This is a genomic window from Nocardioides sp. (assembly GCF_004803405.1).
Taxonomy (GTDB): Bacteria; Actinomycetota; Actinomycetes; order Propionibacteriales; family Nocardioidaceae; genus Nocardioides; species Nocardioides vastitatis.
Genome location: NZ_SSXI01000284.1, coordinates 24,263 through 48,269, shown reverse-complemented (window position 1 = coordinate 48,269; position 24,007 = coordinate 24,263). Strand labels below are relative to the sequence as shown.

Annotated in this window: 28 protein-coding genes; 12 read left to right on the top strand and 16 right to left on the bottom strand. The window is 70.3% G+C overall.

The genetic code is table 11. From position 1 onward, the window contains the following. Nucleotides 1-109: 109 nt before the first annotated feature. On the bottom strand, nt 110-658 hold the full coding sequence (locus E7Z54_RS20145) for an RBBP9/YdeN family alpha/beta hydrolase (protein WP_136436504.1): 549 nt from the start codon (nt 656-658) through the stop codon (nt 110-112). Nucleotides 659-782: 124 nt separating this feature from the next. Between E7Z54_RS20145 and E7Z54_RS20140 the strand changes: the two genes are divergently transcribed. Both E7Z54_RS20140 and E7Z54_RS20135 read left to right on the top strand, forming a co-directional pair. Next, a complete protein-coding gene (locus tag E7Z54_RS20140) occupies nt 783-1,256 on the top strand; it encodes an Lrp/AsnC family transcriptional regulator (protein WP_136436503.1) in 474 nt (157 codons plus the stop codon). Between the two features lie 138 nt (nt 1,257-1,394). Then, on the top strand, nt 1,395-1,835 hold the full coding sequence (locus E7Z54_RS20135) for a VOC family protein (protein ID WP_136436502.1): 441 nt from the start codon (nt 1,395-1,397) through the stop codon (nt 1,833-1,835). Here E7Z54_RS20135 and E7Z54_RS24110 read toward each other — a convergent pair. From E7Z54_RS24110 to E7Z54_RS20110, 5 genes are all read right to left on the bottom strand, one after another. Then, complete coding sequence (locus tag E7Z54_RS24110; protein WP_378527811.1) at nt 1,781-2,527, bottom strand: hypothetical protein; 747 nt, start codon at nt 2,525-2,527, stop codon at nt 1,781-1,783. The two genes, E7Z54_RS20135 and E7Z54_RS24110, sit on opposite strands and share 55 nt — an antisense overlap. Before the next feature lie 225 nt (nt 2,528-2,752). Further along, entirely contained in the window at nt 2,753-2,959 is a 207-nt protein-coding gene (locus tag E7Z54_RS20125) for a hypothetical protein (RefSeq protein ID WP_136436501.1), read from the bottom strand. A 104-nt stretch (nt 2,960-3,063) separates the two neighbouring features. Continuing rightward, entirely contained in the window at nt 3,064-3,453 is a 390-nt protein-coding gene (locus tag E7Z54_RS20120) for a hypothetical protein (protein WP_136436500.1), read from the bottom strand. Continuing rightward, nucleotides 3,453-3,782: a PadR family transcriptional regulator gene (locus tag E7Z54_RS20115; protein ID WP_206056424.1), complete on the bottom strand. Its 330-nt coding sequence runs from the start codon at nt 3,780-3,782 to the stop codon at nt 3,453-3,455. The genes E7Z54_RS20120 and E7Z54_RS20115 overlap by 1 nt, the downstream gene beginning before the upstream one ends. Before the next feature lie 151 nt (nt 3,783-3,933). Then, complete coding sequence (locus tag E7Z54_RS20110) at nt 3,934-4,293, bottom strand: cupin domain-containing protein (protein ID WP_136436499.1); 360 nt, start codon at nt 4,291-4,293, stop codon at nt 3,934-3,936. A 268-nt stretch (nt 4,294-4,561) separates the two neighbouring features. Here E7Z54_RS20110 and E7Z54_RS20105 point away from each other — a divergent pair, with 268 nt between their 5' ends. The 5 genes from E7Z54_RS20105 to E7Z54_RS20085 all read left to right on the top strand — a co-directional run bounded on the left by E7Z54_RS20105 (nt 4,562) and on the right by E7Z54_RS20085 (nt 7,591). Beyond that, entirely contained in the window at nt 4,562-5,002 is a 441-nt protein-coding gene (locus E7Z54_RS20105; RefSeq protein ID WP_136436498.1) for a CHRD domain-containing protein, read from the top strand. Between the two features lie 91 nt (nt 5,003-5,093). Continuing rightward, the gene (locus E7Z54_RS20100) at nt 5,094-5,621 is read left to right on the top strand and encodes a DUF2243 domain-containing protein (protein WP_136436497.1); all 528 of its coding nucleotides are present in this window, start codon (nt 5,094-5,096) and stop codon (nt 5,619-5,621) included. Between the two features lie 9 nt (nt 5,622-5,630). Further along, entirely contained in the window at nt 5,631-6,161 is a 531-nt protein-coding gene (locus E7Z54_RS20095; RefSeq protein WP_136436496.1) for a nucleotidyltransferase domain-containing protein, read from the top strand. Between the two features lie 9 nt (nt 6,162-6,170). Next, nucleotides 6,171-6,785, top strand: a complete 615-nt coding sequence (locus E7Z54_RS20090; protein ID WP_136436495.1) for a hypothetical protein — start codon at nt 6,171-6,173, stop codon at nt 6,783-6,785. A gap of 62 nt (nt 6,786-6,847) precedes the next feature. Continuing rightward, complete coding sequence (locus tag E7Z54_RS20085; RefSeq protein WP_136436494.1) at nt 6,848-7,591, top strand: VOC family protein; 744 nt, start codon at nt 6,848-6,850, stop codon at nt 7,589-7,591. Nucleotides 7,592-7,614: 23 nt separating this feature from the next. Here the strand turns inward: E7Z54_RS20085 and E7Z54_RS20080 are convergent, their stop codons facing one another. From E7Z54_RS20080 to E7Z54_RS20070, 3 genes are all read right to left on the bottom strand, one after another. Next, on the bottom strand, nt 7,615-9,129 hold the full coding sequence (locus E7Z54_RS20080) for an FAD-dependent monooxygenase (RefSeq protein ID WP_240769807.1): 1,515 nt from the start codon (nt 9,127-9,129) through the stop codon (nt 7,615-7,617). Nucleotides 9,130-9,316: 187 nt separating this feature from the next. Continuing rightward, the gene (locus E7Z54_RS20075) at nt 9,317-9,916 is read right to left on the bottom strand and encodes a dihydrofolate reductase family protein (protein ID WP_136436492.1); all 600 of its coding nucleotides are present in this window, start codon (nt 9,914-9,916) and stop codon (nt 9,317-9,319) included. Between the two features lie 72 nt (nt 9,917-9,988). Then, entirely contained in the window at nt 9,989-11,632 is a 1,644-nt protein-coding gene (locus E7Z54_RS20070) for a LuxR C-terminal-related transcriptional regulator (RefSeq protein WP_136436491.1), read from the bottom strand. 108 nt (nt 11,633-11,740) lie between these two features. Here E7Z54_RS20070 and E7Z54_RS20065 point away from each other — a divergent pair, with 108 nt between their 5' ends. Then, on the top strand, nt 11,741-12,535 hold the full coding sequence (locus tag E7Z54_RS20065) for a class I SAM-dependent methyltransferase (RefSeq protein WP_136436490.1): 795 nt from the start codon (nt 11,741-11,743) through the stop codon (nt 12,533-12,535). An 86-nt stretch (nt 12,536-12,621) separates the two neighbouring features. Next, nucleotides 12,622-14,799 (top strand): molybdopterin-containing oxidoreductase family protein, encoded by a 2,178-nt coding sequence (locus tag E7Z54_RS20060; RefSeq protein ID WP_206056423.1) that lies wholly within the window; start codon nt 12,622-12,624, stop codon nt 14,797-14,799. 54 nt (nt 14,800-14,853) lie between these two features. Here the strand turns inward: E7Z54_RS20060 and E7Z54_RS20055 are convergent, their stop codons facing one another. Together E7Z54_RS20055 and E7Z54_RS23530 are read right to left on the bottom strand one after the other, a co-directional pair. Beyond that, complete coding sequence (locus tag E7Z54_RS20055) at nt 14,854-15,264, bottom strand: hypothetical protein (protein ID WP_136436488.1); 411 nt, start codon at nt 15,262-15,264, stop codon at nt 14,854-14,856. 105 nt (nt 15,265-15,369) lie between these two features. After that, nucleotides 15,370-15,543 (bottom strand): hypothetical protein, encoded by a 174-nt coding sequence (locus E7Z54_RS23530; RefSeq protein ID WP_168798432.1) that lies wholly within the window; start codon nt 15,541-15,543, stop codon nt 15,370-15,372. 256 nt (nt 15,544-15,799) lie between these two features. Here E7Z54_RS23530 and E7Z54_RS20050 point away from each other — a divergent pair, with 256 nt between their 5' ends. The 3 genes from E7Z54_RS20050 to E7Z54_RS20040 all read left to right on the top strand — a co-directional run bounded on the left by E7Z54_RS20050 (nt 15,800) and on the right by E7Z54_RS20040 (nt 19,199). Beyond that, nucleotides 15,800-16,402, top strand: coding sequence for an antibiotic biosynthesis monooxygenase family protein (locus E7Z54_RS20050; protein ID WP_136436487.1), 603 nt, complete (start codon nt 15,800-15,802; stop codon nt 16,400-16,402). Nucleotides 16,403-16,506: 104 nt separating this feature from the next. Further along, nucleotides 16,507-17,700, top strand: a complete 1,194-nt coding sequence (gene serA, locus E7Z54_RS20045; RefSeq protein WP_136436486.1) for a phosphoglycerate dehydrogenase — start codon at nt 16,507-16,509, stop codon at nt 17,698-17,700. Nucleotides 17,701-17,741: 41 nt separating this feature from the next. Continuing rightward, complete coding sequence (locus tag E7Z54_RS20040; protein WP_168798431.1) at nt 17,742-19,199, top strand: phospholipase D family protein; 1,458 nt, start codon at nt 17,742-17,744, stop codon at nt 19,197-19,199. A 38-nt stretch (nt 19,200-19,237) separates the two neighbouring features. Here the strand turns inward: E7Z54_RS20040 and E7Z54_RS20035 are convergent, their stop codons facing one another. The 5 genes from E7Z54_RS20035 to E7Z54_RS20015 all read right to left on the bottom strand — a co-directional run bounded on the left by E7Z54_RS20035 (nt 19,238) and on the right by E7Z54_RS20015 (nt 23,960). Beyond that, nucleotides 19,238-21,019 (bottom strand): DUF429 domain-containing protein, encoded by a 1,782-nt coding sequence (locus E7Z54_RS20035; protein ID WP_136436485.1) that lies wholly within the window; start codon nt 21,017-21,019, stop codon nt 19,238-19,240. A gap of 84 nt (nt 21,020-21,103) precedes the next feature. Beyond that, complete coding sequence (locus E7Z54_RS20030) at nt 21,104-21,796, bottom strand: PAS and ANTAR domain-containing protein (protein WP_136436484.1); 693 nt, start codon at nt 21,794-21,796, stop codon at nt 21,104-21,106. Further along, nucleotides 21,783-22,505 (bottom strand): ANTAR domain-containing protein, encoded by a 723-nt coding sequence (locus E7Z54_RS20025; protein ID WP_136436483.1) that lies wholly within the window; start codon nt 22,503-22,505, stop codon nt 21,783-21,785. Before E7Z54_RS20025 ends, E7Z54_RS20030 begins: the two co-directional genes overlap by 14 nt. After that, nucleotides 22,502-23,206 (bottom strand): GAF and ANTAR domain-containing protein, encoded by a 705-nt coding sequence (locus E7Z54_RS20020; protein ID WP_136436482.1) that lies wholly within the window; start codon nt 23,204-23,206, stop codon nt 22,502-22,504. The genes E7Z54_RS20025 and E7Z54_RS20020 overlap by 4 nt, the downstream gene beginning before the upstream one ends. Before the next feature lie 154 nt (nt 23,207-23,360). Continuing rightward, nucleotides 23,361-23,960: a hypothetical protein gene (locus E7Z54_RS20015; protein WP_136436481.1), complete on the bottom strand. Its 600-nt coding sequence runs from the start codon at nt 23,958-23,960 to the stop codon at nt 23,361-23,363. Nucleotides 23,961-24,007: the final 47 nt, after the last annotated feature.

Sequence of the window (24,007 nt, the reverse complement as noted above, 5' to 3'; positions counted from 1 at the left end):
CACACCGTGGCCAAGGGAGGCGTGCGCGGCAAGTACGTCATCCAGCCGTGACCGCCGGCTACGTGTCCCACGCGCGCTCGGGACCACGACGTCCGGCGCGGAGCCGCGGTCAGACAGTGGCCAGTGTCTCGAGCAGGCCCTGACCGTGGCGCCAGGGGCCCAGCCCGCTTGCTGAGTTGACATGTCCGACCTCGCCCACCATGTGCCACTCCGATCCCCAACGGCCGGCCAGGTGTTCCGCGGCGTCGAGATCGCAGTAGGGATCGTCCGCGCTGGCCACGACGATGCTCGGGCAACTCAGCGTGCCGGGTTCGACGCCCAGGAAGGTGGGCGCAGCAGTGCGCGGAAAGGCGCCGCCTCGCGGGTCGGGCGGGGCCACCAGGAACGCGCCCTTGACCTGCGCGCCCGGATTGCGGCGCAACCAGGCCGCCCCGGCCCAACAGCCCAGGCTGTGGGCCACCAGCACCACGTCGCGGTCCCGCGCGGAGGCAACGTCGAACGCGGTCTGCACGGAGTCGATCCAGTCCGCCAGGTCAGGTTCGGACCAGGATCGCGGCGCGATCCGCACGCCGAGAGCGCCCCAGCCGTTCTCCCACAGCGTCTGCCAGTGCTGCTCATCTGACCCGTCGATTCCCGGGATGACGACGTAGGACACCATGCTCCACCATCCAGATCACTTGTGGCCCGGACGATCACGCCGGGCAGGTAGGTCGAAGTGTGATGGAATCCCATGCCGCGGACGGGCGCAGCAAGTGATCTCAAGGAAAGTGGGAGAGAAGTCGATGGAAGCACTCGATCGGATCGACCGGAACATCCTCGAACTTCTTCAACACGAAGGGCGACTGACGGGGGCCGAGGTGGGACGCAGGGTGGGACTCTCCCAGCCCGCCGCAAGCGCCCGGATCCAGCGCCTCGAGAAGGCAGGCGTCATCACCGGCTACCGTGCGGTCGTGGACCCTTCGGCACTGGGGCTCAACATCCACGCCGTCATCCGACTGCGCACGACCCACGCCCAGCTGACGCCCGCACTGGAACTGGCGGCCCAGACGAAGGAAGTCGTATCCACGCTCAGGGTCACCGGCGAGGACTGCCTGATCTTCGACACCCACTGCTCCGACGCAGCACGGCTCGAAGAAGTCGTCGACTCCATCGCGCGCTTCGGTCCCGTCACGACTGCCCTGGTGCTGCGCACCTACTCGCAGAAGCCGATCACGGGTGGCCCAGGGAGCGCGTCCGCTTCCGCCCGACCAGGGTGACGGTGACGATCTTGCGACGCCTGTCCTCGGCGGCGCGATGCGCGGTGACCGCAGCATGCGGCAAGGCCATGTCGAGATCCCGGCCCTGGCTCCGTCCGAGCATCGAATCGGCAAACCACCCGCTGGAGGGAAGAGCACATGTCACACGTACAACGTTTCGACCACATCGGCATCACCGTCGGGGACCTCGACTCCGCGACGGCGTTCTTCGTCGGCCTGGGTCTCGAGGTCGAGGGCACCGGATACGTGGAGGGCGAGTTCGTGGAGACCGTGTGCGGCCTCCCGGGTGCGCGTTGTGAGATCGCGATGCTGCGGCCGCCCGACGGAGGGGCCCGCTTGGAGCTCGCGAGCTTCGTCACGCCCGACCACGTCCCCGGATCACCCGGAGCGATGGCCAACGAGCTCGGCCTGCGCAACGTGTCCTTCGAGGTCGCCGACCTTGAGGCGGCGGTGGATGCGGTGGCTGCGGACGGGTACGGGCTCGTTGGCGGCATCGGCGAGTACGAGAACAGTGTGCGGATGGCCTACGTGCGGGGTCCGGAGGGAATCATCGTCTCCCTGTTCGAGCGGGTCGGATGACGCGCGCCCTGCGCGGGCGTGCCATTCCGCCGCTGCGCCGGACCTAGCTGCCCACGCTCGACGCGTGTGCCAGGGCCGATGGCGTCAGGCGGCCGACGATGGCCGGCGCCTCCCGCACAAGCGACTCGTCGTCGATGGCGTGCACCATGAACAGCGCATAGTCGACGCGGCGGGTCAGGTTGCTGGCGAGCACGGGGTCGCCGACATGGCGGCTCCAGACCGGGAGACCCTGGCTCTCGCCCTCCTCCAGGTCGCTCCCCCGGACCACGGTCCAGCGTCGGTCGCTCGCGAAGATGCGGTTGGTCGCCTCCACTTGGTCGTCGATATCGACCATTCGGGTCAGCCGGGCGAGCCAGGTCGCGACGGCGACGAAGACCTTGAAGCGGCGCGAGTAGACGTCCTTGCCGTCCCGGGTGATGTGCCAACCGCAGGAGAAGACGAGCCGGGCGTCGAGTGGCGACAGATCCAGGACAGCCTGGGCGGTGCCCGACGCGTAGGTGGTGCATTCCCCACGGCACCAGCACGGTGAGGACGGCGTCGCAGTCGACGACGGCACGCTCGACGACCGCGCGGTCGTCGGTCATGCCCGGGACCACCGTGATCAGGCCCTCGAACCGTGCGAGCTTGTCGACGCTCTTCTCGCGACAGACCCCGACGACGTCGTAGCCGCGGTCCAAGCAGTGCTGGACCATGTAGCGCCCCAGCTTGCCCGATGCTCCGATGATGCAGACCTTCGTCACGGCTCCTCGGGAAACGCGTTGATCCGCCGCGATCCGCGTGCTCCGAGATCTTCTTTCCGCCGCCTGCGGGGCGCCCCGATCGTCACGATGAGCGAGCACTGCTCAGGAGACCCGCTAGGCCGAGTTGAGCACCGCGTAACCGACGAACAGAGCACATCCGCAGACCACGGCAAGGGTTCATCCGGCGGCGACGGCCACGGCTACCACCCACCGGCGCGAAGCCACGCCGGAGACGCCGCCGACGAGCGTCGTGCACAGCAGGCTCACCGCTAACCACTGTCCGAAGTCGGTGTTCGACCAAGCGCCGCCTTCGGGCGACTCGTCGTTGACCAGAAGCCATGCGAGGAGAGATCCGAGCGCCTGCGCGACGAACGCCGCAGGCATTAGCTTCGGAGTAGCGGAAGTCTGCGGACGCCCGATCCTGCGGACTTCTGCACACCTGTCCGCCCCGGGAGTGGTGATACCGGCGCCGTGAGTTCGGTGGCGACCTATGCGCCGAACGACCTTCTGATGTTGTCGCCGGGGTACCGCCACAGGTAGTAGCGCCATTCAGGGTGCTCCTTGTGACAGCGGAGGCACGCCTTGTAGCGCCCGCCGTCTTCGGTGTGGAACATGTGCCAGTCGTGGTGGAGGTTGAGTCGGCAGGTGGCTGGGCGTGCGGTGATCTGCTCGGACCGGTCGATGTCGCACGCGAGCACCCTACGAAGCCGCGGGGCGCTCGCGACGACCCCGAAGACATACCTCGCCGCCTGCCACCGGGTCATCGCATACAGCTCTGCCAGGAACTCCTGTTCGTAGCGTTCGCGGATCGGCCCCGCGGGAAGTCCGCGCGCGGCGAGGGCTGCCCCCTTGCTGGCCCACCACGGCGGTTTGCGCATCAGTGCTCCTCCCTCAGGGGCCGGAGCGGGAACGCACCGAGTCGAGTCGGACGGTAGGCCCGCGCGAGGGCGTCTCGCGCCTGCTCCGCACCGGCTCGGGTGACCCGGTAGAAGCGTCTCGCCGGCCGGCCCTCGGTACGGGGGTCGATGTCCTCCCACCGGGACTCCAGCCACCCCACGCTCTCCAAACGAGCCAGGATCGGATGCACAGTGCCGGTGGGCAGTCCGGCGGTCTCGGCGATCTGCATTCCGTACAGCTCCACTGCGCTGTCGTCGAGCAGTGCCCGCAGCACCCGCTGGGTGGGAAGGGTCATCCGAGGGTTGGCCATACTCGTACTCTAGTTAGCCCCATGCTAGAGATCAAGCGAGGGCCGGTTGAAGCACCCCACGGGCCGAAGGCGCGATCGGCCGGTGCTGGGCTCCTCAGCGGGTCGCGGAGTGTCAGGGCTCGCCGGTCAGCCCGGCGGGCCACGCCGCGTCCTACTGCGGCTTGGCGTAGGCCGCAACGCCGGTGTCATAGAGCACGCAGGGTTCGTCGCCGACGACCCAGGCGTCGTGTCCGGGCTCGATGAGAACGACATCGCCCGGGCCGACCGTCCCCTCGGCGCCGTCGTCCATACGAACGGTCATGCGGCCCGAGACACAGATTCCGGTGTGCCGGGTCTGGCATGAATCTGTCCCGGCGATCGGCTTGACGTCCTCCGACCAGCGCCAGCCCGGCTCGAATGTTCCCCTGCCGAGCGTGAAGTCGCCCAGGGTGACGACATCCATATGCCCGTGGTCACGGAAAGGCCTTGTCTCGTGGGGTGTGTCGATGTTCTGTGAGTCCAGCGACGGCATGATTCCTCCAGTTGTGTAGGGCGGCCCCCGAGCGCAACCTCCGGCGTCAAACAATGTAGGCCCGCTGCGCCTCCCACGGACCTGTTCTGCCAAGGAGAGCCGCCGCCCGAGCCTCGAAGGCCCATGCTCGTCGAGCAGTTCGAACGCCCGGGCCTCACCGCGTGCCCCTGAACTGGCGCGTCCTTCCGCCGCCAACCGGACGCACGCAGCTGACGACGGCGCCGATCAGCCCTTCCTGTGGATCGCGTCAACCAGTACCGTGACCTGCATGGGCGCCATTCGAGGATTGTTGGCCGGACTGGCAGTGCTGGCCGTCGTGGGTGGTTCGGCACCGGCCTTCGCCGATGATGCCGATGTGAACCTGGCTGCCGGTCTCAACGGACAGCGAGAGCGCCCGAACGCGGGCGATCCGAACGGCAGCGGCATCGCGCATATCACCGTCGACCCGGCGACCGGACTCATCTGCTACGAGCTGACCGTCCGGAACATCGACCCGGCCACGGCGGCCCACATCCACAGGGGCTCCCGCGATGTGGCCGGCCCAGTCGTGCAGGGTCTGGCGCCGCCCACCGACGGGACCTCCTCCGGCTGCGTCACGAATTCAGTCGTTGCTGCCGCCCTCGCCGAGGACCCGGCCGGCTACTACGTCAACGTGCACAACCCTGCGTATCCCGCCGGTGCGGTGCGCGGGCAGCTCGCAGGCGGCTGACCAGCCGCACCTCGTCCGCGGGGATGCGTCGCGTCGTCCAGCTGACCAGGTCGCGCGGCTGCCGTTGACGGTCAATGGGTACCGAGAGCCCATGTCCGTGCATCCCGAGGCGTCGCGCCCCCCATTGATGCCCTCGAGGGCGTCCGGCCTGCTGTACGGGCTCGGTCTCGGCGGGTTCCTCGACGGCATCGTGCTCCACCAGATCCTCCAGTGGCACCACATGGTGAGCCATGTCGAGGACTACCCGACGAACACCGTGGCAGGACTCGAGGTGAACACCCTGGCCGACGGCTTCTTCCACCTGGCCTCGTGGCTGTTCGTCGTGGCCGCCTCCGTCGCCGCCATCAAGTCGTGGCGCGATGACCGCCTGGCTCCGAGCTGGACGTTCCACGTCGGTCTGGTCCTCGCCGGGTGGGGCATCTTCAACGTGGTCGAAGGTGTCGTCGACCATCACATCCTGGGCCTCCACCACGTCCGCGACGACGTGGGATCGCCGTTGGCGTGGGACATCGGCTTCCTGATGTTCGGCGCACTGCTGATCCTGGGCGGGTGGATGCTGCACAGACGCGGCATCGCCGCGATGGAGAACCGGGAGGCGGGCATCGCGACTTCCTGGTAGATCAGAGGCATGGATCTCGTGGACGTGCTGCACGTTCTCGACGCCGTGCACTCGACCGGATGTCGGTTCTGGCTGGAGGGAGGATGGGGCGTCGACGCGTTGGTCGGCCGGCAGACCCGGCCGCACCGGGACGTCGATATCGACTTCGACGCGGACTACGAGACCGACGTACTCGATGTCCTCGCCGACGCGGGCTACACCATCGAGACCGACTGGCGGCCGAACCGGGTGGAGCTGTCGGCGCCGGGGGCCCGATGGGTCGACCTGCATCCGCTGGTCATCGACCACACCGGCGACGCTAGGCAAGCCGCCCTCGGCGGAGGCTGGCACACCTTCGACAGGTCCTTCTTCACGACGGGAGTCCTGGGCGGGGTGACCGTTCCCTGCGTCTCGGCGGAAGCGCAGCGCCTCTTCCACTCCGGCTACGAGCTGCGCGCTGTCGACCATCTCGACCTCGCTCAGCTCGATCGCTGTGAGACGAGGAGTTCACCTCTCCGCGGTCGGCCCGTTCACCCTGAGGGCGGGCTGCGGCCTCGATAGCGTGCGGGCATGCCGCTCTCGCCCGAGGACTTCTATGCCCACGCCCTTGCCGCTGCCGACGACCAGCAGCGACTGCCGCTGGCGCGCATGACCGGCTGGGACATCACCCCGTTCGAACCCGATGGCCTCCGGGTCTCGCGACTTCGACCGCCGGTGATCCCAGAGCCGCCGCGCCACGGCGAGGATCCCGCGGACTGCGAGTCGTGCGATCGCCGCGACGAGGGTCTGTGGCTGGACGACCGCTGGCGCCTGACCAAGGTCACCGGCGTGGGGGTGCCGCTTGCCCTCATGCTGCATCCCCGTGACCACCACGACCTCCACGACCTCACCGATGAGCTCGCGGCGGAGCTGGGCGTACTGAGCACCCATCTCGTGCGGCATGTCGAGGCCCTCCCGCACATCAGCCGGTGCCACCTGTACCGGATCGGCGACGGCGGGGCCTACCTCCACGTCTGGTTCTTCGCTCGACCCGAGGGACAGTCCCAGCTCTTCGGGTCGTGGCTGGTGGTCTGGGACGACCTCCTGCCCCAGTACCCCACCGCTCCCGCCCGCGAGGACGCCGCAGCAGTGGCAGACGCTCTGGTCGCCTCCTACGGCGGCCAGCTGGGTCCAGCGGCCCGCTGACCGCCGCCAGCGCCGCTGGCGAGGGAGATGCGCGCGATCCGCCGACCTTCTAGCGTGGAGCCATGGCATGGCTGCACGCCGTGATTGACGTCCCGAGTCACCAGCACACCGTCACCGCCGGATTCTGGGAGAGGACGCTCGGGTGGCAGGTCGGTACCTCGTGGTCCGGCCATCCCGAGCTGAGGAGTTTCGAGCCGCCGGCCGGCACGGCGTACGTCCATCTCCAGGAGATCGACGGCCCGCCCCGAGTGCACCTGGACGTCGAGGCCGAGGACGTTCGTACGACCGCCGGCCGCGCTGTCGAGCTGGGCGCGCTGCACGTGGGCGAGCAGGACCGCTGGGTGACGTTGCGCTCGCCGGGTGGGCTCCCCTTCTGCGTGGTCGCGGCTGCGGAGCGCGAGCTGCCCGAGCCCGTGACGTGGCCCGACGGACACCGGAGCCGGATGGTCCAGGTCTGCATCGACTCGCCCACCGCCGTCCACGACGACGAGGTGGCGTTCTGGCGGGCGTTGCTTCCCGGCGGATGGGCGAGCTCGGAGGCCCCCGAGTTCGCCGGCAGGTGGCACACGGACGGATCCCCGCTCCAACTGCTGTTCCAGCGGCTCGACGAGCGGTACGGCTCGGTCCGGGCCCACCTCGACCACGCCGCCGACGACCGTGCCGCGGAGGTCCGCCGGCTCCTGGCGCTCGGCGCCGATGACATCGCGCGGGGCCGTGGCTGGCACGTCCTGCGCGACCCGGCCGGACTACTGTTCTGCGTCACCCGGAACTCCCCGGCGAGCACCCGAACCCGCGACGTGACCTGAGGGCCCCCGAGACGGATCTGCGCCTAGGTCGTTGGAGCGCCGAACCACGTCGTCAGCGCCTCCCGCAGTCCGGACGAGGCGGCCTCGTCGGGTTCGTCGACCGTGGCCGCCCACGCGATGCAGGCATCCGGCCGGATCAGGAGCGCATCGGCCGGTCGCTCGTCGATCGCCGCGCCGAGGACGGCGACGCGGCCAGCCCAGGCATCCGCAAGCTCGCGCAGGTGCCCCCTGTCAGCGAGGTCGAGGAGCACCGGGTGGCCGCCACGCAGCAGCCCCGCGAACCGAGGATCCTCATGATCGACGCGCAGGGCTCGGTCGGTCGCGAACGAACCGACGAGGGGATGCGCGTCGGACGTCGAGGACCCCACGTCGGTGCCGGCCATCAGCGCCCCGAGGCGCCGGAGCGGCTGCTCGTCGGCGGTCAGCTCGAGGAAGAGCGCCCGGAGGGCGTCGCCGCCCGGACCGTGCCCGCGGCGCAGAGCCACCTGAGCACGCGTGTGGAGCAGAGTGCGCTCGGCGGCGGCCCGGCGCTCGTCGGAGTACGTATCGAGCAGACCGGGCGGCGCCCAGCCCTGGACGCTTCCGGCGACCTTCCATGCCAGGTTGGCGGCATCGAGCATGCCCGCGTTGATCGCGACCCCGCCCGCGGGGAACAGGTGGGCTGCATCGCCCGCCAGGAAGACGCGTCCGACGCGGTACGTGTCCGCCTGCTTCGCCGAGTACCCGAACCGCGTCATCCGGAGCGGCGCGCCCAAGGGCAGGTCGATGCCCAGCACCCGGGTCACGCTCGCGCTCAGCTCCGCGACGGTCATGGGCACGTCGTCGCCGTACTCCGTCTCCTCCACCTCGGCGGTGTAGACGCCCATCGTGTCGCCCATGCCCGAGCAGGCGAACACGCCGCGTTCGGTCGCGGTGTAGCCGAACGGGATCCTGCCGGTTCCGGCGATCTCGAGGCCTCCGTCGTCGAGCACCGTCACCGCGTCAGGCACGGTGAGCGAGGCCAGCCGTTCGACCTCAGGAAAGGACGTACCTGGGAAGGGGATACCGGCGAGCTCCCGGATCCGACTGCGGCCGCCGTCGCAGCCGACCAGGAACCTCGCAGACACCGCATCCGGTCCGTCCGGACCGCGAAGCTCCACCGTCACCGCGTCCTCGTCCTGACGCAGGCCGACTGCCTCGTGTCCACGGCGTACCTCGACACCACGCTCGATCGCACGTTCGGCGAGGAGGCCTTCGAGCTGCGGCTGCGGGAGCAGCATCGCGCCCATCGGAGGATCCTCGAGCCGGGTGAAGTCAAGGTGCAGGCCTCCGAACGGGAACCGCGCCGGCGGCGCGGGACCAGTGCTCGCCTCGCGGAAACCCGCCAACTCCCCGCGATAGTGCAACAGCTGCAGGATCTGCCCCGCCAGCCCGCCCGCCTTCGCCGTCCCGGACGGCTCCGGCCGCCGTTCCAGCACCATCGTTCGCACTCCCGACTGGCCGAGCTCACCGGCCAGCATGAGCCCGGTCGGCCCGGCGCCCACCACGACCACGTCCACGTCCGTCAACTGCTGTCCCCCGTAGCGCTCGATCCGGTCCGACCTCGGGCGCCGATTGTGCGGGAGGACAGGGGTCTTGCCGCAAGACCCCCAGTGCCGTATACGTTGGCAACGGAGGGGCATCCTTCGCAGCTGCGCACGAGTCTCCGACCGGATCGGCGCCGACCGACTGGCCGGAGCGTTCGGCCTATGCCACTCCCCTCGTCTCCGGCGGGCCCGCCAGGAGCCGGTAGCGCAGCAGCATCGCCCCTCCGGGATATGACCTGGGTGGTTCGACCTGCTGGAACCGGCTGGCGACTGTGCCGTCGGGAAAGAGCTTCTTGCCCTGACCGATCACGATCGGATACACCCACAGGTTCAGCTGGTCGACGAGGGACTCGCGGAGCAGGGTCTGCAATAGATCGGCGCTGCCCCATGTATGGATCTGCTCGTGTCGCTCACGAAGGCCACGAACCTCGGTTCCGACGTCGGTGATCTGGATGCTCGTGTCCCACGACAGTGTCGGCGTGCCGCGAGACGCGACGTACTTGGGGACCCTGTCGAAAGCCTGCCCGATCTCGTCGGACCTGCCCGGCCAGTAGCTCCGGAAGATGTCGTACGTCGTGCGGCCCAGGAGCAGCGCGTCCGAGGCCTGCACGTCCGCGACGATCCGGGCGCCGGACTCGGCGTCCCCGAACGGGGTCTCCCAGCCGGCGTACTCGAAGCCCGCGTCCGGCTCGGTCGGGCCACCGTTGGCCTGGATCACGCCGTCGAGCGTGACGTGCATGTTGACATGTAGCTCACCCACCGGCGTCCTCCTCCTCCCTTGTGTGGTCCCGTCTGGGATCACACCAGGGTCGACTCCCGCTGGCTGGCGGTCTCATCGCTCGCGCTGGGTCCGTGCTGCGTACGCAGCGGCCTCGGCGCGGGAACGCAGCGCGAGCTTGGTGAGAATGCTGCTCACATGATGAGCCACGGTCCTGCGACTGAGGAACAGCCGCTCCGCGATCTCCGGGTTGGTCAGCCCGTCGGCGACCAGGGCAAGGACGTCCTGCTCGCGCCGGGTGAGCACGCCGGGATCGCGGGGCGCGGGCCTGGGAGTCACCCCGAGCGCGCGGAGCAGCGCTGCCGCCGCGGCCGCCTGGTCCGCCGCCCCCAGGCGCCTCAACTCGTCCAGCGCTCCCGCGGCGTGGCCGGCAGCAGCCTCAGGATCCAGGGCTGCGATCGTCCTGGCCAGGTCCAGTCGGGTCCGTGCGGCCTCGAACGGCAGGTCGTGTCGCTCGAATGCGGCGAGGGCATCGGCAAGCTCTCGCACCGCGCTCGTCACGTCACCCGCGGACGCCGCGACCAGCCCAGTGGCGCGTGCCAGATGGGCGCTACCGCGGGGCAACGCCGTCCGCGGCAGGTCACCTCGACGGCCGATGAGGACTGCCTTGGCGCCGGTCACGTCGCCGGCGGCCAGACACGCCTCGCTGAGGATGGCGACGAGCAGGTCGCCTCTCGGGTCGTTCGCGTCGAGCAGGGCCAGTGCCGCGCGCAGCAGCGCCCCGGCCTCGTCCGGACGGTTCTCGGCCAGACGCACCTCCGCGGCGACGAGGGCGGCATCCGGGACGCTCGTGTCGAGCCCCTCGACCAGCTCGGCGGCCTCGGTCATCCGGCCCTGCCGGAGCCGAAGGGCAGCCAGCGCGGTTCTCGCCTCGACCAGGGGCTGATGCCCAACGTCCTCCGACATCGACAGTGCCCGCCGAAGCTCGGGCTCCGCGAGTCCCCACCGCCCCGCGGCGACCAGGACCGAGCCGTAGTGGGCTCGGCACCGCGCCTGGAGGAACGGGCAGCCGTAGGTCTGCGTGAACTCCTCCGCCGCCCGGCACCACTGCGTCGCCCGTCGCAGGTCGTCGACCAGGCTGCACGCGGCGAGCATGGTGCAGCTCGACCAGACCACCACCTCCAGCCGACCGTCGTAGCCCCCGAGCGTGGTCGCCATCGCCTCGTCCAGGAGCGCCATGCCGTCCACCACCTCCCCGGCGGCCACCAGCAGCAGCCCCAGGTCAGCCAGCGCCATCGCGTAGAGCCCGTCATCGGACGCTTCGAGCGCCAGCCGGCGCGCCTCCTCGAGCCGCTGGCGCTGCTCCCGGAGGTCGGTCGACAGGTACGCCCCGATCAGCACCAGCCAGCCCCGGACATCCGGGGTCGTGGTGTGCTCGGCTGCCCGGGCGGCGCGAGCGAACCATCCCCGGGCCGCCGCGTCGTTCTCGAGGTTCGTCAGGTGCCAGACGCAGAGGTCGAGGGCGACCATCGCTGCCTCGTCGTCCCGTCCGGCCTGGCGCAGCAGCGTGAACGCCCGTCCCCGATGGCGGATCGCCGAGCGGACGTCGCCCAGCCACCAGCACGCCCGGCCGAGGCCGTCGAGCGCATCGGCGGACTCGTCCACGGCAGCCGACGCCGCGAAGGCCGCTCGGGCCTCGTCCCAGTGGCCGACCTCGGCGGCAGCCCGCCCCGACGCGAGGTGGTCGATCGTCGCCATCCGTCCATGATCGCCACGGAATCGCGTCGGTGGATAGGTCAGGTGACCGATGTCCCGATCGCGCGCCCGGTCGACCCTGGAGAGGTTCCCCAATCCAGGAGGCAGACGATGACCGAGACCTTCCAGATCACCCGCGAGCAGGCGCAGACCTACGACGACCAGTTCGTACCGGCCCTGTTCGCGCAGTGGGCGCCGCAGTTGGTGGACTGCGCTCGGGTGCGCCCCGGCCAGTCCGTGCTCGACGTGGCCTGCGGCACCGGGGTGGTGGCCAAGGCGGCCCGCGCCGTCGTCGGGTCAGCCGGCCGCGTCGTGGGGGCCGACCTCAACCCGGCGATGCTCGAGGTCGCACGCGACGCCAGGCCCGACCTCGAGTGGGCGCAGGGCGACGCCGAGGACCTCCCGTTCGCGGACGCCGAATTCGACGTCGCGCTCTGCCAGTCCGGCCTCTTCTTCTTCGCTGACCCGGGCCGGGCCGTGGCCGAGATGGCGCGCGTGGTCGCCCCCGGTGGGCTGGTCGGGCTGCAGACCTACGCCTCCCTCGCCGAGCAGCCCGCCTATGGTCCGTTCGTCGATCTGATCGCCCGACACACCGGCCCCGAGGCCCGAGCGCTGCTCGGCACGTACTGGTCCCACGGCGACCTGGACGACCTGCTCCGGCTCACCTCGGCTGCCGGACTCTCGCTGGTGGAGTCGCGTTCGAGCCTCGGCGTCGCGGTCTTCCCGACCGCGGGCGCAGTCGCCGACACCGAGATCCAGGCCACCCCCCTGGCCGATCGGATCACGCCCGAGACGCATGCGCTGATCGTCGCCGACACCGAGAAGCTCCTCGGCCAGTACGCCGACGAGTCCGGCCGGGTGCAGGTCCCGATCCGGGCCACGCTGGTCGCGGCACGCAAGCAGTAGAGCAAGACCCGGACATGTCCGCGCGGCACCGGAGATGGGTAGCCGAAGCCGTTGCCTGGGCCCAGGTCGAGGGTGAGAATCAGGTGGTGGGTGGTGACCCGGTTCCGACCTATTGTCCGCTGTGCGTCTCGCGCTGCGGAGCGCGCGCCGAGGTGCACGACGGAACCTTCCTGGCGCTGCTTCCGGACCCGTCCCACCCGACCGGCAAGGCCCTCTGCTTGAAGGGCAAGGCGGCGCCGGAGATCGTCTACCACCCGAAGCGGCTCCTGCACCCGCTCAGACGAACGACGCCCAAGGATGCCGCTGACCCCGGGTGGGAACGGGTCACCTGGGACGAGGCACTGGACACCGTCGCCGAGCGACTCAGAACGGCAGCATCGGTCGACGGGCCCCAGTCGGTCGGGTTCAGCTCGAGCTCGCCCTCGACCTCGGCGATCAGCGACGCCGTCGACTGGATCCAGCGGCTCATCCGTGCGTTCGGCAGCCCGAACTACTGCAACTACATGGAGCTGTGCGGGTGGGGCCGGTACCTGGCCCCCCTCTACACGTACGGCGCCTCGGTGCCCGGCGTGTACCTACCCGACCTCGACAACGCGGGGTGCATCCTGTTCTGGGGGTACAACCCGTCGGTGGCCCGGCTCGCGCACGCGACCAGCACCGTCGCTGCAGTGGCGCGCGGCGCGAAGCTGGTCGTGGTCGACCCACGCAAGGCAGGACTCGCCGCCAGGGCGCATCACTGGTTGCGGGTGAGGCCCGGCACCGACGCCGCGCTCGCCCTGTCCCTGGCGCACGTGATGATCGAGAACGGCTGGTACGACGCCGACTTCGTCCGCGACTGGACCAATGCGACCGACGAGGTCGACGGCGAGAGCGTCTGGAACCTCCTCGCGGCGCACTGCGCGCAGTTCCCGCCTGACGTGGCCGAGAGGATCACCGGGGTGCCCGCGACCACGATCGTCGACACCGCACGGACGCTCTGGGAGGCCCGGCCGGTCGCGTTCTACACCTGGAGCGGGCTGGAGCAGCACAGCGGTACGACGCAGGCCGTCCGCGCCATCGACGTCCTCTACGCCCTGACCGGCAGCCTGGACGTCCCCGGTGGGAACGTGCTGTTCGAAGCAGTGCCGTCGAACCCGGTCGACGGCATGGAGTTCCTGTCCGACACGCGCCCGCCCGCGGTCGGGGTCGACCATCGGCCGCTCGGACCGGCCCGGTTCGAGTTCGTCACCGGTGAGGACTTCTACACCGCAGCCCTCGACGGGCGGATCAAGGCGCTGGTGAGTTTCGGGGGCAACATGGTGATGGCCCACGCCGACACCGCTCGCGGTCGCGAGGCGCTGCGCGGTCTGGACTTCTTCGTCCAGGCCGACCTGTTCATGACCCCCTCGGCCGAGCTCGCCGACATCGTGCTGCCCGTCGCCACGCCCTTCGAGTCCGAGGCCCTCAAGATCGGCTTCGAGTACAGCCAGGAGGCACAGTCGCTCGTCCAGCTGCGACAACCGTTGGTCCCGCCGCGTGGCGAGGCCCGCTCGGACCTGCAGATCGTCTTCGACCTCGCGACGCGACTCGGCCTCGGGGCGCACTTCTGGGACGGCGACATCGAGGCCGCCTTCCGCCACCAGCTGGCGCCGAGCGGGATCACCCTGGAGGACCTGCGTGCTCATCCCGAGGGGGTCCGAGTGCCGCTGACCACCCGCTACCGCAAGTACGCCGAGACCGGGTTCGCCACGCCCTCGCGGAAGGTGGAGCTCTACTCGACCACGCTGGCCGCCCACGGCTATCCACCGCTGCCGACCTTCGAGGAGCCACTCACCAGTCCCCGGTCCCGGCCCGACCTCGCCGTCAGGTACCCGCTCGTACTCAGCTGCGCGAAGTCGCTGTTCTTCTGCGAGACCCAACACCGCCAGGTCGCCGCCCTCCGCAAGAGCGCCCCCGACCCCCAGGTCGAGATGCACCCCAGCACCGCCGCCGACCGCGGCATCGCCGCCGGGGACTGGGTCTCCATCGATACCCCGCACGGGAGCGTCCGGGCCCGCGCGAAGCTCAGCGCCAGCCTCGACCCGCAGGTCGTCTTCGGCCAGCACGGCTGGTGGGAGGCCTGCGACGAGCTGGGACTGCCCGGCTACCCGCCGTACGGGCCGGACAGTGCGAACCTCAACCTGGTGCTGCGCCAGACGCCGAGCGATCCGATCAGCGGCAGCTCACCCATGCGAGCGTCCGTCTGCGAGGTCTCGCTGCTCAGCGCAGCGGCCCACGGGGCTTGAATCGACCCTGGAGGGCGAACGGCTCCCGACGAGACGTGATGCGGGCGGCGGCGTCTACTGCTCGGGAAGGTCGTCGCCGTCCCGCTGCTGCTCCCCCCGACGCGTCCGCTCGCGGACCCGACGGCCGACCACGCGGGTGAAGGCCACGCTGGCGACCACGCCGGCGATCACCGCTCCCGCCGCGACCGCACCCATCAACGCTGGGTCCTCCGAGCTCTTCGGGACGACACCACTCAGGTAGAGCACCAACCCGAGGGTCAGGAGTAGGAAGCCGACCCGCTTCTCAGCGAGCAGCTGGGCATGTGTGGAGAGCGCGTCGGGCTCCCCCAGCGCCGCACCCTCCTCGCCGATCTCCTCGCGCAGCTCGACGATCGACTCCGCGTTGTGGGCATGCGCGAGGACGCCGGCACCGACCAGGTCCAGGGCCACGCCGCTGACGAGAAGCACCTCGACGACCACCGACACGAGCGCCCTCCCCCTGTCGGCGCGATCCAGGGGGACAGTCTGTCAGCCTGATCCGCGCCTCGTGGCCGTTCAGGTACGACGCCGGCGACTGCTCCCCGAGCGTCGTCAGCCGATCGCGGGCGACGGATCGGGCTCCGGCTGCGCGGCAGACAGGCGGGCGAGAACTGCCCTGATGAGGACGGCGGTGTCGGCCTCATCGTGTCCGAAGCTACGGAGATAGGCCGTCATCCCGTGGCGGGCGATCTCCAGCTCAGCGTCTGTGAGATGGATGGTGTACATGCCCCCAGCGTAGGTCGGCCGCAGGCAAGAGGTTGTCGTACGCAAGCATCGTTGTCGGCCACGCCGATCTTCGCTAGACCTGAGTCCTACGAGGCGCCCGGAGGAACTCCCTCACGCAGCCGAGTCCCTCCGAGCGCCTCGTCACACCGCTGCAGTTGCCCTTCCGTGGGTATGGCGCCTTCGAGTTAACCGGAGTAAGCAGGAAGCTACCGGCGGTACCGACCGGGCACCGCCCTGTCGCAGAGAGGAGTGGGCCGTGTACGCACGTTCCACCACGTTCCACGGGAGGCCCGAGAACATCGACGCGGGCATCAAGTTCGTCAAGGACGAGGTCGCGCCCATGCTCGAACAGATCGAGGGCTGTCGCGGCCTCTCGCTTCTGATCGACCGCGACACAGGGCGCTGCATCGCCACAACCTCCTGGGAGAGCGAGGAGACCATGCACGCCAGCGAGGACCGGCTCCGCCCGATGCGCGATCGCGGGCGGGACATCCTCGGCGCCACCATGCAGGTCGACGAGTGGGAGATCGTCGCCATGCACCGCACCCAGCACGGCGAGTGCTGCCGAGTCAGCTGGCTACAGGGAGACCTCGACGCCCTGACCGAGACGTTCCGGGTGGGCATCCTTCCCCAGCTCGACCAGACGGCTGGGTTCTGCGGCACCAGCCTGTTGGCCAACCGGTCCACCGGCCTGGCCTGCGCCACCACGGTCTGGGAGTCCCGCGAGGCGATGGAGGCGAGCCGCCCGGCGGCTGCCGAGATGCGCAGCCGCGCCGCGAGCGACGCCAACGGCGAGATCCTGGACGTGGTCGAGTTCGACCTCGCCTACGCACACCTGCACGTCCCCGAGATGGCCTGAGGACCATCTGACCACCTGGTTCGACCGAGCTCGCCCTGATCCGAGCTCGGCCGAACGGATGGTCGCCTCCGAGACCGGATCGCCGTCACCGTACGGTGGACGTCGTGAAGGCGCTCCTCCTCGAGAACATCCATCCGGCCGCGGTCGAGGTCCTGGAAGGTCGCGGCTACCACGTGGACATCCGTCCTGGCTCGATGTCCGAGGACGAGCTGATCGCCTCGCTCACCGACATCAGGCTCCTGGGCATCCGGTCCAACACCACCGTGACGAGACGGGTCCTGGACGAAGCGCCACAGCTCGTGGCCATCGGCTGCTTCTGCATCGGCACCAACCAGGTCGACCTGGCCGCGTCCACCGAGCGGGGCATCGGTGTGTTCAACGCCCCCTACTCCAACACCAGAAGCGTGGTGGAGCTCGTGATCGGCGAGATCATCGCGCTCGCGCGGCGACTTCCCGAGAAGACCCAGCGCATGCACGACGGCGTGTGGGACAAGTCGGCCCGGGGCAGCCACGAGGTGCGGGGCCGGACCCTGGGGATCGTGGGCTACGGCAACATCGGCACCCAGCTCTCGACCGTCGCCGAAGCGCTCGGGATGCGCGTCGTCTTCTACGACAAGGCCGACCGGCCGGCCCACGGCAACGCTCGCCGGACCGGCTCGCTGGCGGAGCTCCTCGAAGTCGCCGACGTCGTCAGCCTTCACGTCGACGGACGATCCGGCAATGCAGGGTTCTTCGGCGCATCCGAGTTCGCCGCCATGAAGCCCCGCGCACTCTTCATCAACGCGTCACGAGGCATGGTCGTGGACTACGACTCCCTGCGCGACCACGTCCTGTCGGGACACATCGCCGGAGCAGCCGTGGACGTCTTCCCGGCCGAGCCCAAGGCCCAGGGCGACCCGTTCGACTCCGTGCTGCGCGGCCTCGACAACGTCATCCTGACCCCCCACATCGGTGGCTCCACGCAGGAGGCGCAGCAGGAGATCGGCTGGTTCGTGGCCGAGAAGCTCGTCCGTTTCGCGCTGGAGGGCAGTACCGCATTGTCGGTCAACCTGCCACCGGTCCTCCCGCCCGCGCTCGTCCCTGGACGCAGACTGGGACTCCTCCATCACAACGTCGCCGGCGTGCTGGCCGAGCTCAACGCGACGTTCGCCGCGGCGGGCGACAACGTCATCGACCAGCACCTCTCGACCAGGGACGGCCTCGGCTATGTCGTCACCGACGCGTCCGAACCGCTCTCTGCCGAGTCCATCGAGCGCCTTCGGCGCTCCGAGTACTGCCTGTGGGCGCGTACCTGGTAGGAACCGTGGACGATCCCGCCCACTGGTGACAGCCTGAGCCGGTGAGCGACTGGTTCCTACCCACCGCGGAGCGCCCGTGGACCTCGGGGAACCTGGTGACGCCGCGCGTGCACGGAGCCGACTACTTCGCCCGGCTGCTCGAGGTGATCGGTGCGACCCGCACCGGCGACCGGATCTTCCTGACCGACTGGCGCGGGGACTCCGACGAACGGATGACGCCGGCCGGTCCGACCGTCGGCGAACTCCTCTCGTCGGCAGGGGGACGCGGCGTCGAGGTGCGCGCCCTGTTGTGGCGATCGCACCCCGGCACCCTCAACGCGGAGGAGAACGACCACCTCGGGGCTGTCATCAACACCACCGGCGGGCAAGCGCTCCTCGACGAGCGGATCCGCCGCGGTGGCTCACACCATCAGAAGCTCCTGGTCGTACGACGCAAGGGGATGCCCCACGAAGACGTCGCCTTCGTCGGGGGCATCGACCTCTGCCACGGTCGGCGGGACGACTCCACCCACCTCGGGGACCTGCAGGCGCCGCCACTGGACAAGCGGTACGGGCCGACCCCGCCGTGGCACGACGCCATGGCGGAGATCCGCGGGCCTGCGGTGGCCCACGTGCTCGACACGTTCGCCGAGCGCTGGGACGACCCGACACCGCTCGATCACCGCAATCCGTACCGGGCGGTCCTCCACCGGCTGGCGCGGATGCCACGTCACCCCGAGGAGCTGCCCGAGCGCTGGGACCCGCCTCCGGCCGCGGGCCCGCACGCGGTGCAGATCCTGCGTACCTACCCGGCCAAACGGCCGCCGTACCCCTTCGCGCCCGACGGGGAGCGCACCATCGCGAGGGCCTACTCGCGGGCGTTCGAGCGGGCGCGGCGGCTGGTCTACGTCGAGGACCAGTACTTCTGGTCCGACGTCGTGGCCACGGCACTGGCGGACGCACTGCGACGCGAACCCGAGCTGCGGGTGATCGCGGTCGTCCCGCGCTACCCGGAGGAGGACAACCGCGTCAGCGGGCCCCCGATGGTCTACGGCCAGCGGCTGGCGTGGGAGCGGCTTCGGGAGGCGGGCGGTGACCGGTTCGCGATGTACGACCTCGAGAACGCCGCCGGGACACCGATCTACGTGCACGCCAAGGTGTGCGTCGTCGATGACCAGTGGATGACCATCGGCTCGGACAACCTGAACCTGCGCTCGTGGACCCATGACTCCGAGCTCACGTGCGCGGTCGTCGATCCCGACGGGGTGCTCCCCCGCAGCACCCGGACCACCCTGTGGGCCGAGCACCTCGGCCTGTCGCCGGACGACCCGCGGCTGCTCGACCTGGACGACCCCCAGCGGCTGTGGGCCACGCGGGCAGGCGCACCGGGAAGCCGCATCCGTCAGCACGTGCCCCCGGCCCAGTCGGCGCGAACCCGGCGCTGGGCCGGGGTCGCGTACCGCGCGCTCTACGATCCGGACGGCCGGCCACGGAGGCTGCGCGGCACTGACCGCTTCTGAGCCCGGCCGCGCCGGACCGCCGCGGAGCACCGACCGGCTCAGGCAGTGCCACGCATCTTCGCGAGCCGAGCACGCAACGCCGGCGCCCGGTCCGCGTTCGCACGCAGCTCGACGTACGTGTCGCCGTAGGCCCAGAGCAGAGCATCGTCGAGGCGTCGCACGGCACCCGGCGGGTAGCGGTAGTCCATCCGTTCGGCGAGCGTCGCCGCGTCCACGGAGCGGAGCGTCGCGCCGAGCTCGGCCAGCGAGGAGATGCCCAGCTCCAGGACCAGCCGAGAGATCCACACGTAGTGCTCGGTCCGTGACCAGCCGGCGTCGGCGTACTGCCCGGCGAGGAAGGCGGCCAGCTCGCGCGGGCTCAGTCGCGGGTCGTCGTCCCCGGCCTCGCGGCTGGGGTCGGAGGTCCCTTCCCGGAGCCGGTCCCTGATGGTGGAGAACTCGCGATCCGCGAGCTCGAGCAGCCCGGCGGCGAGCGTGAACCGGCGGTCGAACTCGGGCACGTGCTCGTCCGGGATGGATCCCTTGTAGCGGATGTCGTGCTCGAACTCGGCCCAGGCGTGCTGCAGCACGGTACGGATCTGCACCTGCGCCTGCCGCCCGCGCAGTACCTCGTCGGCTGGGTCGCGCTCGTGCGCAGGGTCGAGTCCGATGAGCAGGTGACGGCTGGCGTAGCCGAATCGTCCTTCGCTCGCCGTCTCGCGGCCCAGGTCGCGGTCGTCGTGGACGACCACCTGGTCGCTCAGGAGGTCGGCGACCGCCTGCACGTCGCTGTGCACGTAGGTGATCACCCGGAGCCCGATCTGGTCGGTGATCTCGCGGAGCGGGTCGGTGAACACCGGCCGGCCGTCGACGGTACGGGCCGCCTTCGCTGCGAACGACGCCACGGACTTCGCGCGCCCGGTGACGCTCAGGTAGTTGATGCCCGCATCGTCCAGGATCGAGGTCACCAGGCGCACGAACTGGGCGGCGGCCAGGCGCAGCTCAGGCTGCTGCTCGGCGTACTCGCGGACGGTGGAGCCGTGGTCCCGGACGACCGGCGCGGTCCGTGGACCACGCGGCGTCGGCAGCAGGTCGTCCGGCAGCGTCGGGGTGATGATGTAGCCGGTCTCGAGGTCGCCGTACGTCGTGACCTGCTCGGGCCTCCGGGTCGCGAACAGCGCGATGTAGGCGCACATCACCGCATCGACCTGGTCCTCGACGACGCGAAGCTCGCTCTTGCGTCGCGAGCTCTCCACCGCGGTCCTCAGCTCGCTCCACGCCGACCTGTTCGGATCGGACCGATCGCCCTGCACGAGGAGGGGTGGGTCGGCGGTGGCCAGGCCCTCGATCAGGCCGAGCAGCCTGAGCAGCTCGCCTCGGAGCTGCTCGAGGTCGCGGCCGGGCTTGTCCTTGTACTTCAGAATCCGCCCCAGGCGGAACAGGGCGACCATCGCGGGGTGCGGGTACACCTCGATCGCGCGACGGGGACGGCCTGAGCGCGGGTTGATGTCCAGCCCGAGGCGGGCCGCGATCCGCGCGCCACGTGGCTGCTCCCGCAACTCCGCCTTGGCGGTGTTCGAGGGGTGCGCGCCGGCGTCGAAGCGGGCGAAGTCCTGGTTGAGCAGGCCCTCCGCCGGCCGGTTGCCGGTCGGGTTGGTGACGATCAGCGGCGCGTCGATCGCGACCAGACACTCGGCCTCGACGTACGGCGCCAGAAGGCCCACGATCTCCTCGTCGGTGTTCACGGCCGAGACATGGAGCAGCTGCCCGTCGCGGTCCAGGACGGCGACGCCCGTGGGTCTGCGGTCGCCCCAGGCGAGATCGACTCCGACGAAGTGCATGACCGCAGCCTGCCCTATGCCACCGGCGACCCGCTGAACGTCAGCTCGCGCGCTTCCCGGTCGGGTTCGGGGACGCGAGAAGCATCATCCCGCGGTCGGCCCGAGCGACTCCGTCGATGCGACGCGCTCGGGCGAGGTGGCGAGGTCGTGGAGGAGTGCGTCGACGGTGGTGCGAAGGTCGCTGTGGGTCGTCGCGCCCGTGCGGGCGGCCTCGACGAGGCGCTCCGCGAGGTCACGCACCTTCACGTTCTTGTTGCGCGACCACCAGTTGAGCATGGCAAACGCCTGGTCCGCGTCGACCCCGTAGGCGAGCATCAGGCTGCCCTTCGCCTGCTCGATGGTCGCCCGGTTCGCGGCGGAGGCTGTGATCGCCTCACGGACGAGCTCCTCGCTCTCCTCCCGGAAGTCCTCGGTCAGGTCGATGAAGTACCCGTCGACCGCCGTGATCGGGCCGTCCTCGCAGACCCCTCCCTCGCACACCACGACGACCTTGCGCTCGACCCCGTCGGCGGCCAGCACGCGGTACGAGACGCTCAGCGCCTCGCCCGTGGCCGCCGCGTGCGCGAAGGCGGCCGCCACGCGATCGCGGTCCTCGGGGTGCTTGCACTGCAGCATGTAGTCGGTCGTGGGCCGCACGGATCCGACGGCGAGGCCGTAGATCCGGAAGACCTCGTCGTCCCACTCCCAGACGCCCTGCGGGATGTCGTAGGAGAACCGGCCGATCCGCGGCTGGCCCGCCGTCGGCTTGCCCGGTCGCTCCTTCTCAGCGGCTGACACTGCGACTCCGGCTTCCCGGTTCCTGGGCGGCGCGGATCAACGACCGCGCCACCTCCGTCAGAGGCTGTCCGGTCTCCTTCTCCAACTCCAACAGCTGCCGGTAGGCATCACCCAGGTCCAGCGCCCGCTGCTCGGCGAGGACGCCCTTCGCCTGCTCGATGACGGCTCGGCCCGCCAGCGCGTTCTCGAGTCGCTCGCGTGCCGCTCCGGGGCTGACCGGGTCTGAGTTGATGATGAACAGGGTCAGGATGTCGCCGTACACCTGGGCCTCGACCTCCAGCTCCCGCACCTCGCCGGGCAGGCCGGTCCAGAACAGGTTGAGCCCGCCGAGCGTGGTACCCCGCCAGCGCAGCGGCGCGGCGATGATGTCGGTGTAGCCCGCGGCCTCCATCAGCTCGGCGAGCGGCCGCCAGCGCTCCGTCACCTCCGCGAGACCGAAGCTCACCGATGCCTCCTGGCGCATGCATTCCTGGCACGGTCCCTCGCCGCTGAGGGCCTGGTAGGTCTCGAGCGCGGCGGCGACGTGGGAGGTCGCCGACAGCAGCTCGAGCTCTCCCGCGCGATTGGTGACCAGGAGGCCCGCTGCCGCCGCACCGAGGTGGTCAGCAGCCTCGGAGACGGTCTGGACGAGCCTTCCCGTCAGGTCGTAGTCCTGGACGAGGGCGGCGGAGGAGCCGGCGAAGCTGTCGTGCGAGGGCGTGCGCGTCATGAGCTGTACCACCAATCAGTGGACGGAAACTTGATGCGGCGCCCGACAACCGCCGTTGCGACGTTGGAGAGCGTGGTCTGCTGTCCGTAGGCGTGGGCCCTGAGGAGGGCCAACGCGTCCTCGGGGCTGATGTGCAGCTGGGCCACCACCATGCCGGTCGCCTGATGGATCTGCGCGCGGGAGGCCCAGGGGCCGGAGGTCACCTCGTCGGAGGCGTCGGTGTCGGTGATCAGCGCGGCACCGACGACGTTGGCGAGGAACTGGAGCTCCTTGCGCTCCAACGCGAGCGGATGGTCGGTTCTCGGGCTCTGGTAGAGCGTGATCACCCCGAAGGCGTGGCGGTCGGGATGCATCGGGACGGCGAGGATCTGCGCGCTGTCGACGACGTCCTGCGCCGCGTCGACGAAGATCGGCCAGCGCGGCGATGCCGGGGCCGGCACGACGCAGCTCTCGATCTGCCCCGACGCCGAGGCGGTGTGGCCCGGTCCCTCGCCGAGCACGTCCTGCAGGTCCTCGAGTCGGTGGGCGACCTGGTTGGTCGTGCACAGGGTCACCCGGTTGGCCGTCTCGTAGTGGACGGTGATCGCGGCACCGTCGGCGCCGGCGAGCTCGCGATAGGAGTCGCACAGGCGGCCGCTCAGCGGCTCTTCCCGGTCCCGCACCGACAGTGCACCGGTGAGCCGATTGAGCAGCTCCCCCATCTGACCCACTGTTCCGCCCTGCCTCCTCGGACGCCTCAGCTCGGCGCACGCCGGCACAGCCTCGATCCTAGTACCAGCCTGCTAGACCCGCGTGCGGGAGCGCTCGCGCCGATGCGCGGCCGACCGGCGAGGTCAGCCGCGCACCGGCGGGCGGTCAGGCGCGGTAGAGGCGGGGGGACAAGCGGAGCGCCGACCCGGTGCCGACGCGAAGGCCGTCATCGACGTGCGCGGCGTCCGCCCCCACGGACTGGACACCGACGCCCGCCCGCACCCAGCGCGGGCGCCCGAGGCAGGAGCGCGGGACCGAGACGATCACCGTCGCCCGCGCCCGATCGATCGACCAGTCGATGCCCCGACAGCGGATCTCCTTCTCCCCCTGATCGAGGAACAGGCCGTTGTGGCGGAGACCGTCGGCCCGGAAGCGCACCAGCCAGAACTGGTTCCGCGGCGTGCGGATGGCGTGCACCAGACCGTGGTTGGCGCCGAACGTCTCCCGCATCGTGTACCGGATCCGCACGCGGGTGCTGGAGTGGGTGATCCGGACCCGCCGGATATCGCCCCTCTCGACCTCCGGCGCCGGTGTCTCGGCGCCCTCGTCGTCGAAGGCCACCACGTCGCGGGCGGGGTCGGTGTGCGTCCAGGAGTCGGCATGGGCGACACCTGGAGCGAGGATCAGCGTGGTGATGGCGGCGACGGTCGCGACGGCGTGTCGTGCCGTACGGCGCAGACGACGATGGGAAATGAGGGGGGTCATGCCGGGACCCTTTCATATGCGAGCAGGCCCGCACAGAGCACCCCGCC

Excerpts from the sequence above, each read along its gene's own strand:
- E7Z54_RS20145 (WP_136436504.1), bottom strand. The coding sequence starts at position 658 with ATGGTGTCCTACGTCGTCATCCCGGGAATCGACGGGTCAGATGAGCAG.
- E7Z54_RS20140 (WP_136436503.1), top strand. The coding sequence starts at position 783 with ATGGAAGCACTCGATCGGATCGACCGGAACATCCTCGAACTTCTTCAA.
- E7Z54_RS20135 (WP_136436502.1), top strand. The coding sequence starts at position 1,395 with ATGTCACACGTACAACGTTTCGACCACATCGGCATCACCGTCGGGGAC.
- E7Z54_RS24110 (WP_378527811.1), bottom strand. The coding sequence starts at position 2,527 with ATGGTCCAGCACTGCTTGGACCGCGGCTACGACGTCGTCGGGGTCTGT.
- E7Z54_RS20125 (WP_136436501.1), bottom strand. The coding sequence starts at position 2,959 with ATGCCTGCGGCGTTCGTCGCGCAGGCGCTCGGATCTCTCCTCGCATGG.
- E7Z54_RS20120 (WP_136436500.1), bottom strand. The coding sequence starts at position 3,453 with ATGCGCAAACCGCCGTGGTGGGCCAGCAAGGGGGCAGCCCTCGCCGCG.
- E7Z54_RS20115 (WP_206056424.1), bottom strand. The coding sequence starts at position 3,782 with ATGGCCAACCCTCGGATGACCCTTCCCACCCAGCGGGTGCTGCGGGCA.
- E7Z54_RS20110 (WP_136436499.1), bottom strand. The coding sequence starts at position 4,293 with ATGCCGTCGCTGGACTCACAGAACATCGACACACCCCACGAGACAAGG.
- E7Z54_RS20105 (WP_136436498.1), top strand. The coding sequence starts at position 4,562 with ATGGGCGCCATTCGAGGATTGTTGGCCGGACTGGCAGTGCTGGCCGTC.
- E7Z54_RS20100 (WP_136436497.1), top strand. The coding sequence starts at position 5,094 with ATGTCCGTGCATCCCGAGGCGTCGCGCCCCCCATTGATGCCCTCGAGG.
- E7Z54_RS20095 (WP_136436496.1), top strand. The coding sequence starts at position 5,631 with ATGGATCTCGTGGACGTGCTGCACGTTCTCGACGCCGTGCACTCGACC.
- E7Z54_RS20090 (WP_136436495.1), top strand. The coding sequence starts at position 6,171 with ATGCCGCTCTCGCCCGAGGACTTCTATGCCCACGCCCTTGCCGCTGCC.
- E7Z54_RS20085 (WP_136436494.1), top strand. The coding sequence starts at position 6,848 with ATGGCATGGCTGCACGCCGTGATTGACGTCCCGAGTCACCAGCACACC.
- E7Z54_RS20070 (WP_136436491.1), bottom strand. The coding sequence starts at position 11,632 with ATGGCGACGATCGACCACCTCGCGTCGGGGCGGGCTGCCGCCGAGGTC.
- E7Z54_RS20065 (WP_136436490.1), top strand. The coding sequence starts at position 11,741 with ATGACCGAGACCTTCCAGATCACCCGCGAGCAGGCGCAGACCTACGAC.
- E7Z54_RS23530 (WP_168798432.1), bottom strand. The coding sequence starts at position 15,543 with ATGTACACCATCCATCTCACAGACGCTGAGCTGGAGATCGCCCGCCAC.
- E7Z54_RS20035 (WP_136436485.1), bottom strand. The coding sequence starts at position 21,019 with ATGCACTTCGTCGGAGTCGATCTCGCCTGGGGCGACCGCAGACCCACG.
- E7Z54_RS20025 (WP_136436483.1), bottom strand. The coding sequence starts at position 22,505 with ATGACGCGCACGCCCTCGCACGACAGCTTCGCCGGCTCCTCCGCCGCC.
- E7Z54_RS20020 (WP_136436482.1), bottom strand. The coding sequence starts at position 23,206 with ATGGGGGAGCTGCTCAATCGGCTCACCGGTGCACTGTCGGTGCGGGAC.
- E7Z54_RS20015 (WP_136436481.1), bottom strand. The coding sequence starts at position 23,960 with ATGACCCCCCTCATTTCCCATCGTCGTCTGCGCCGTACGGCACGACAC.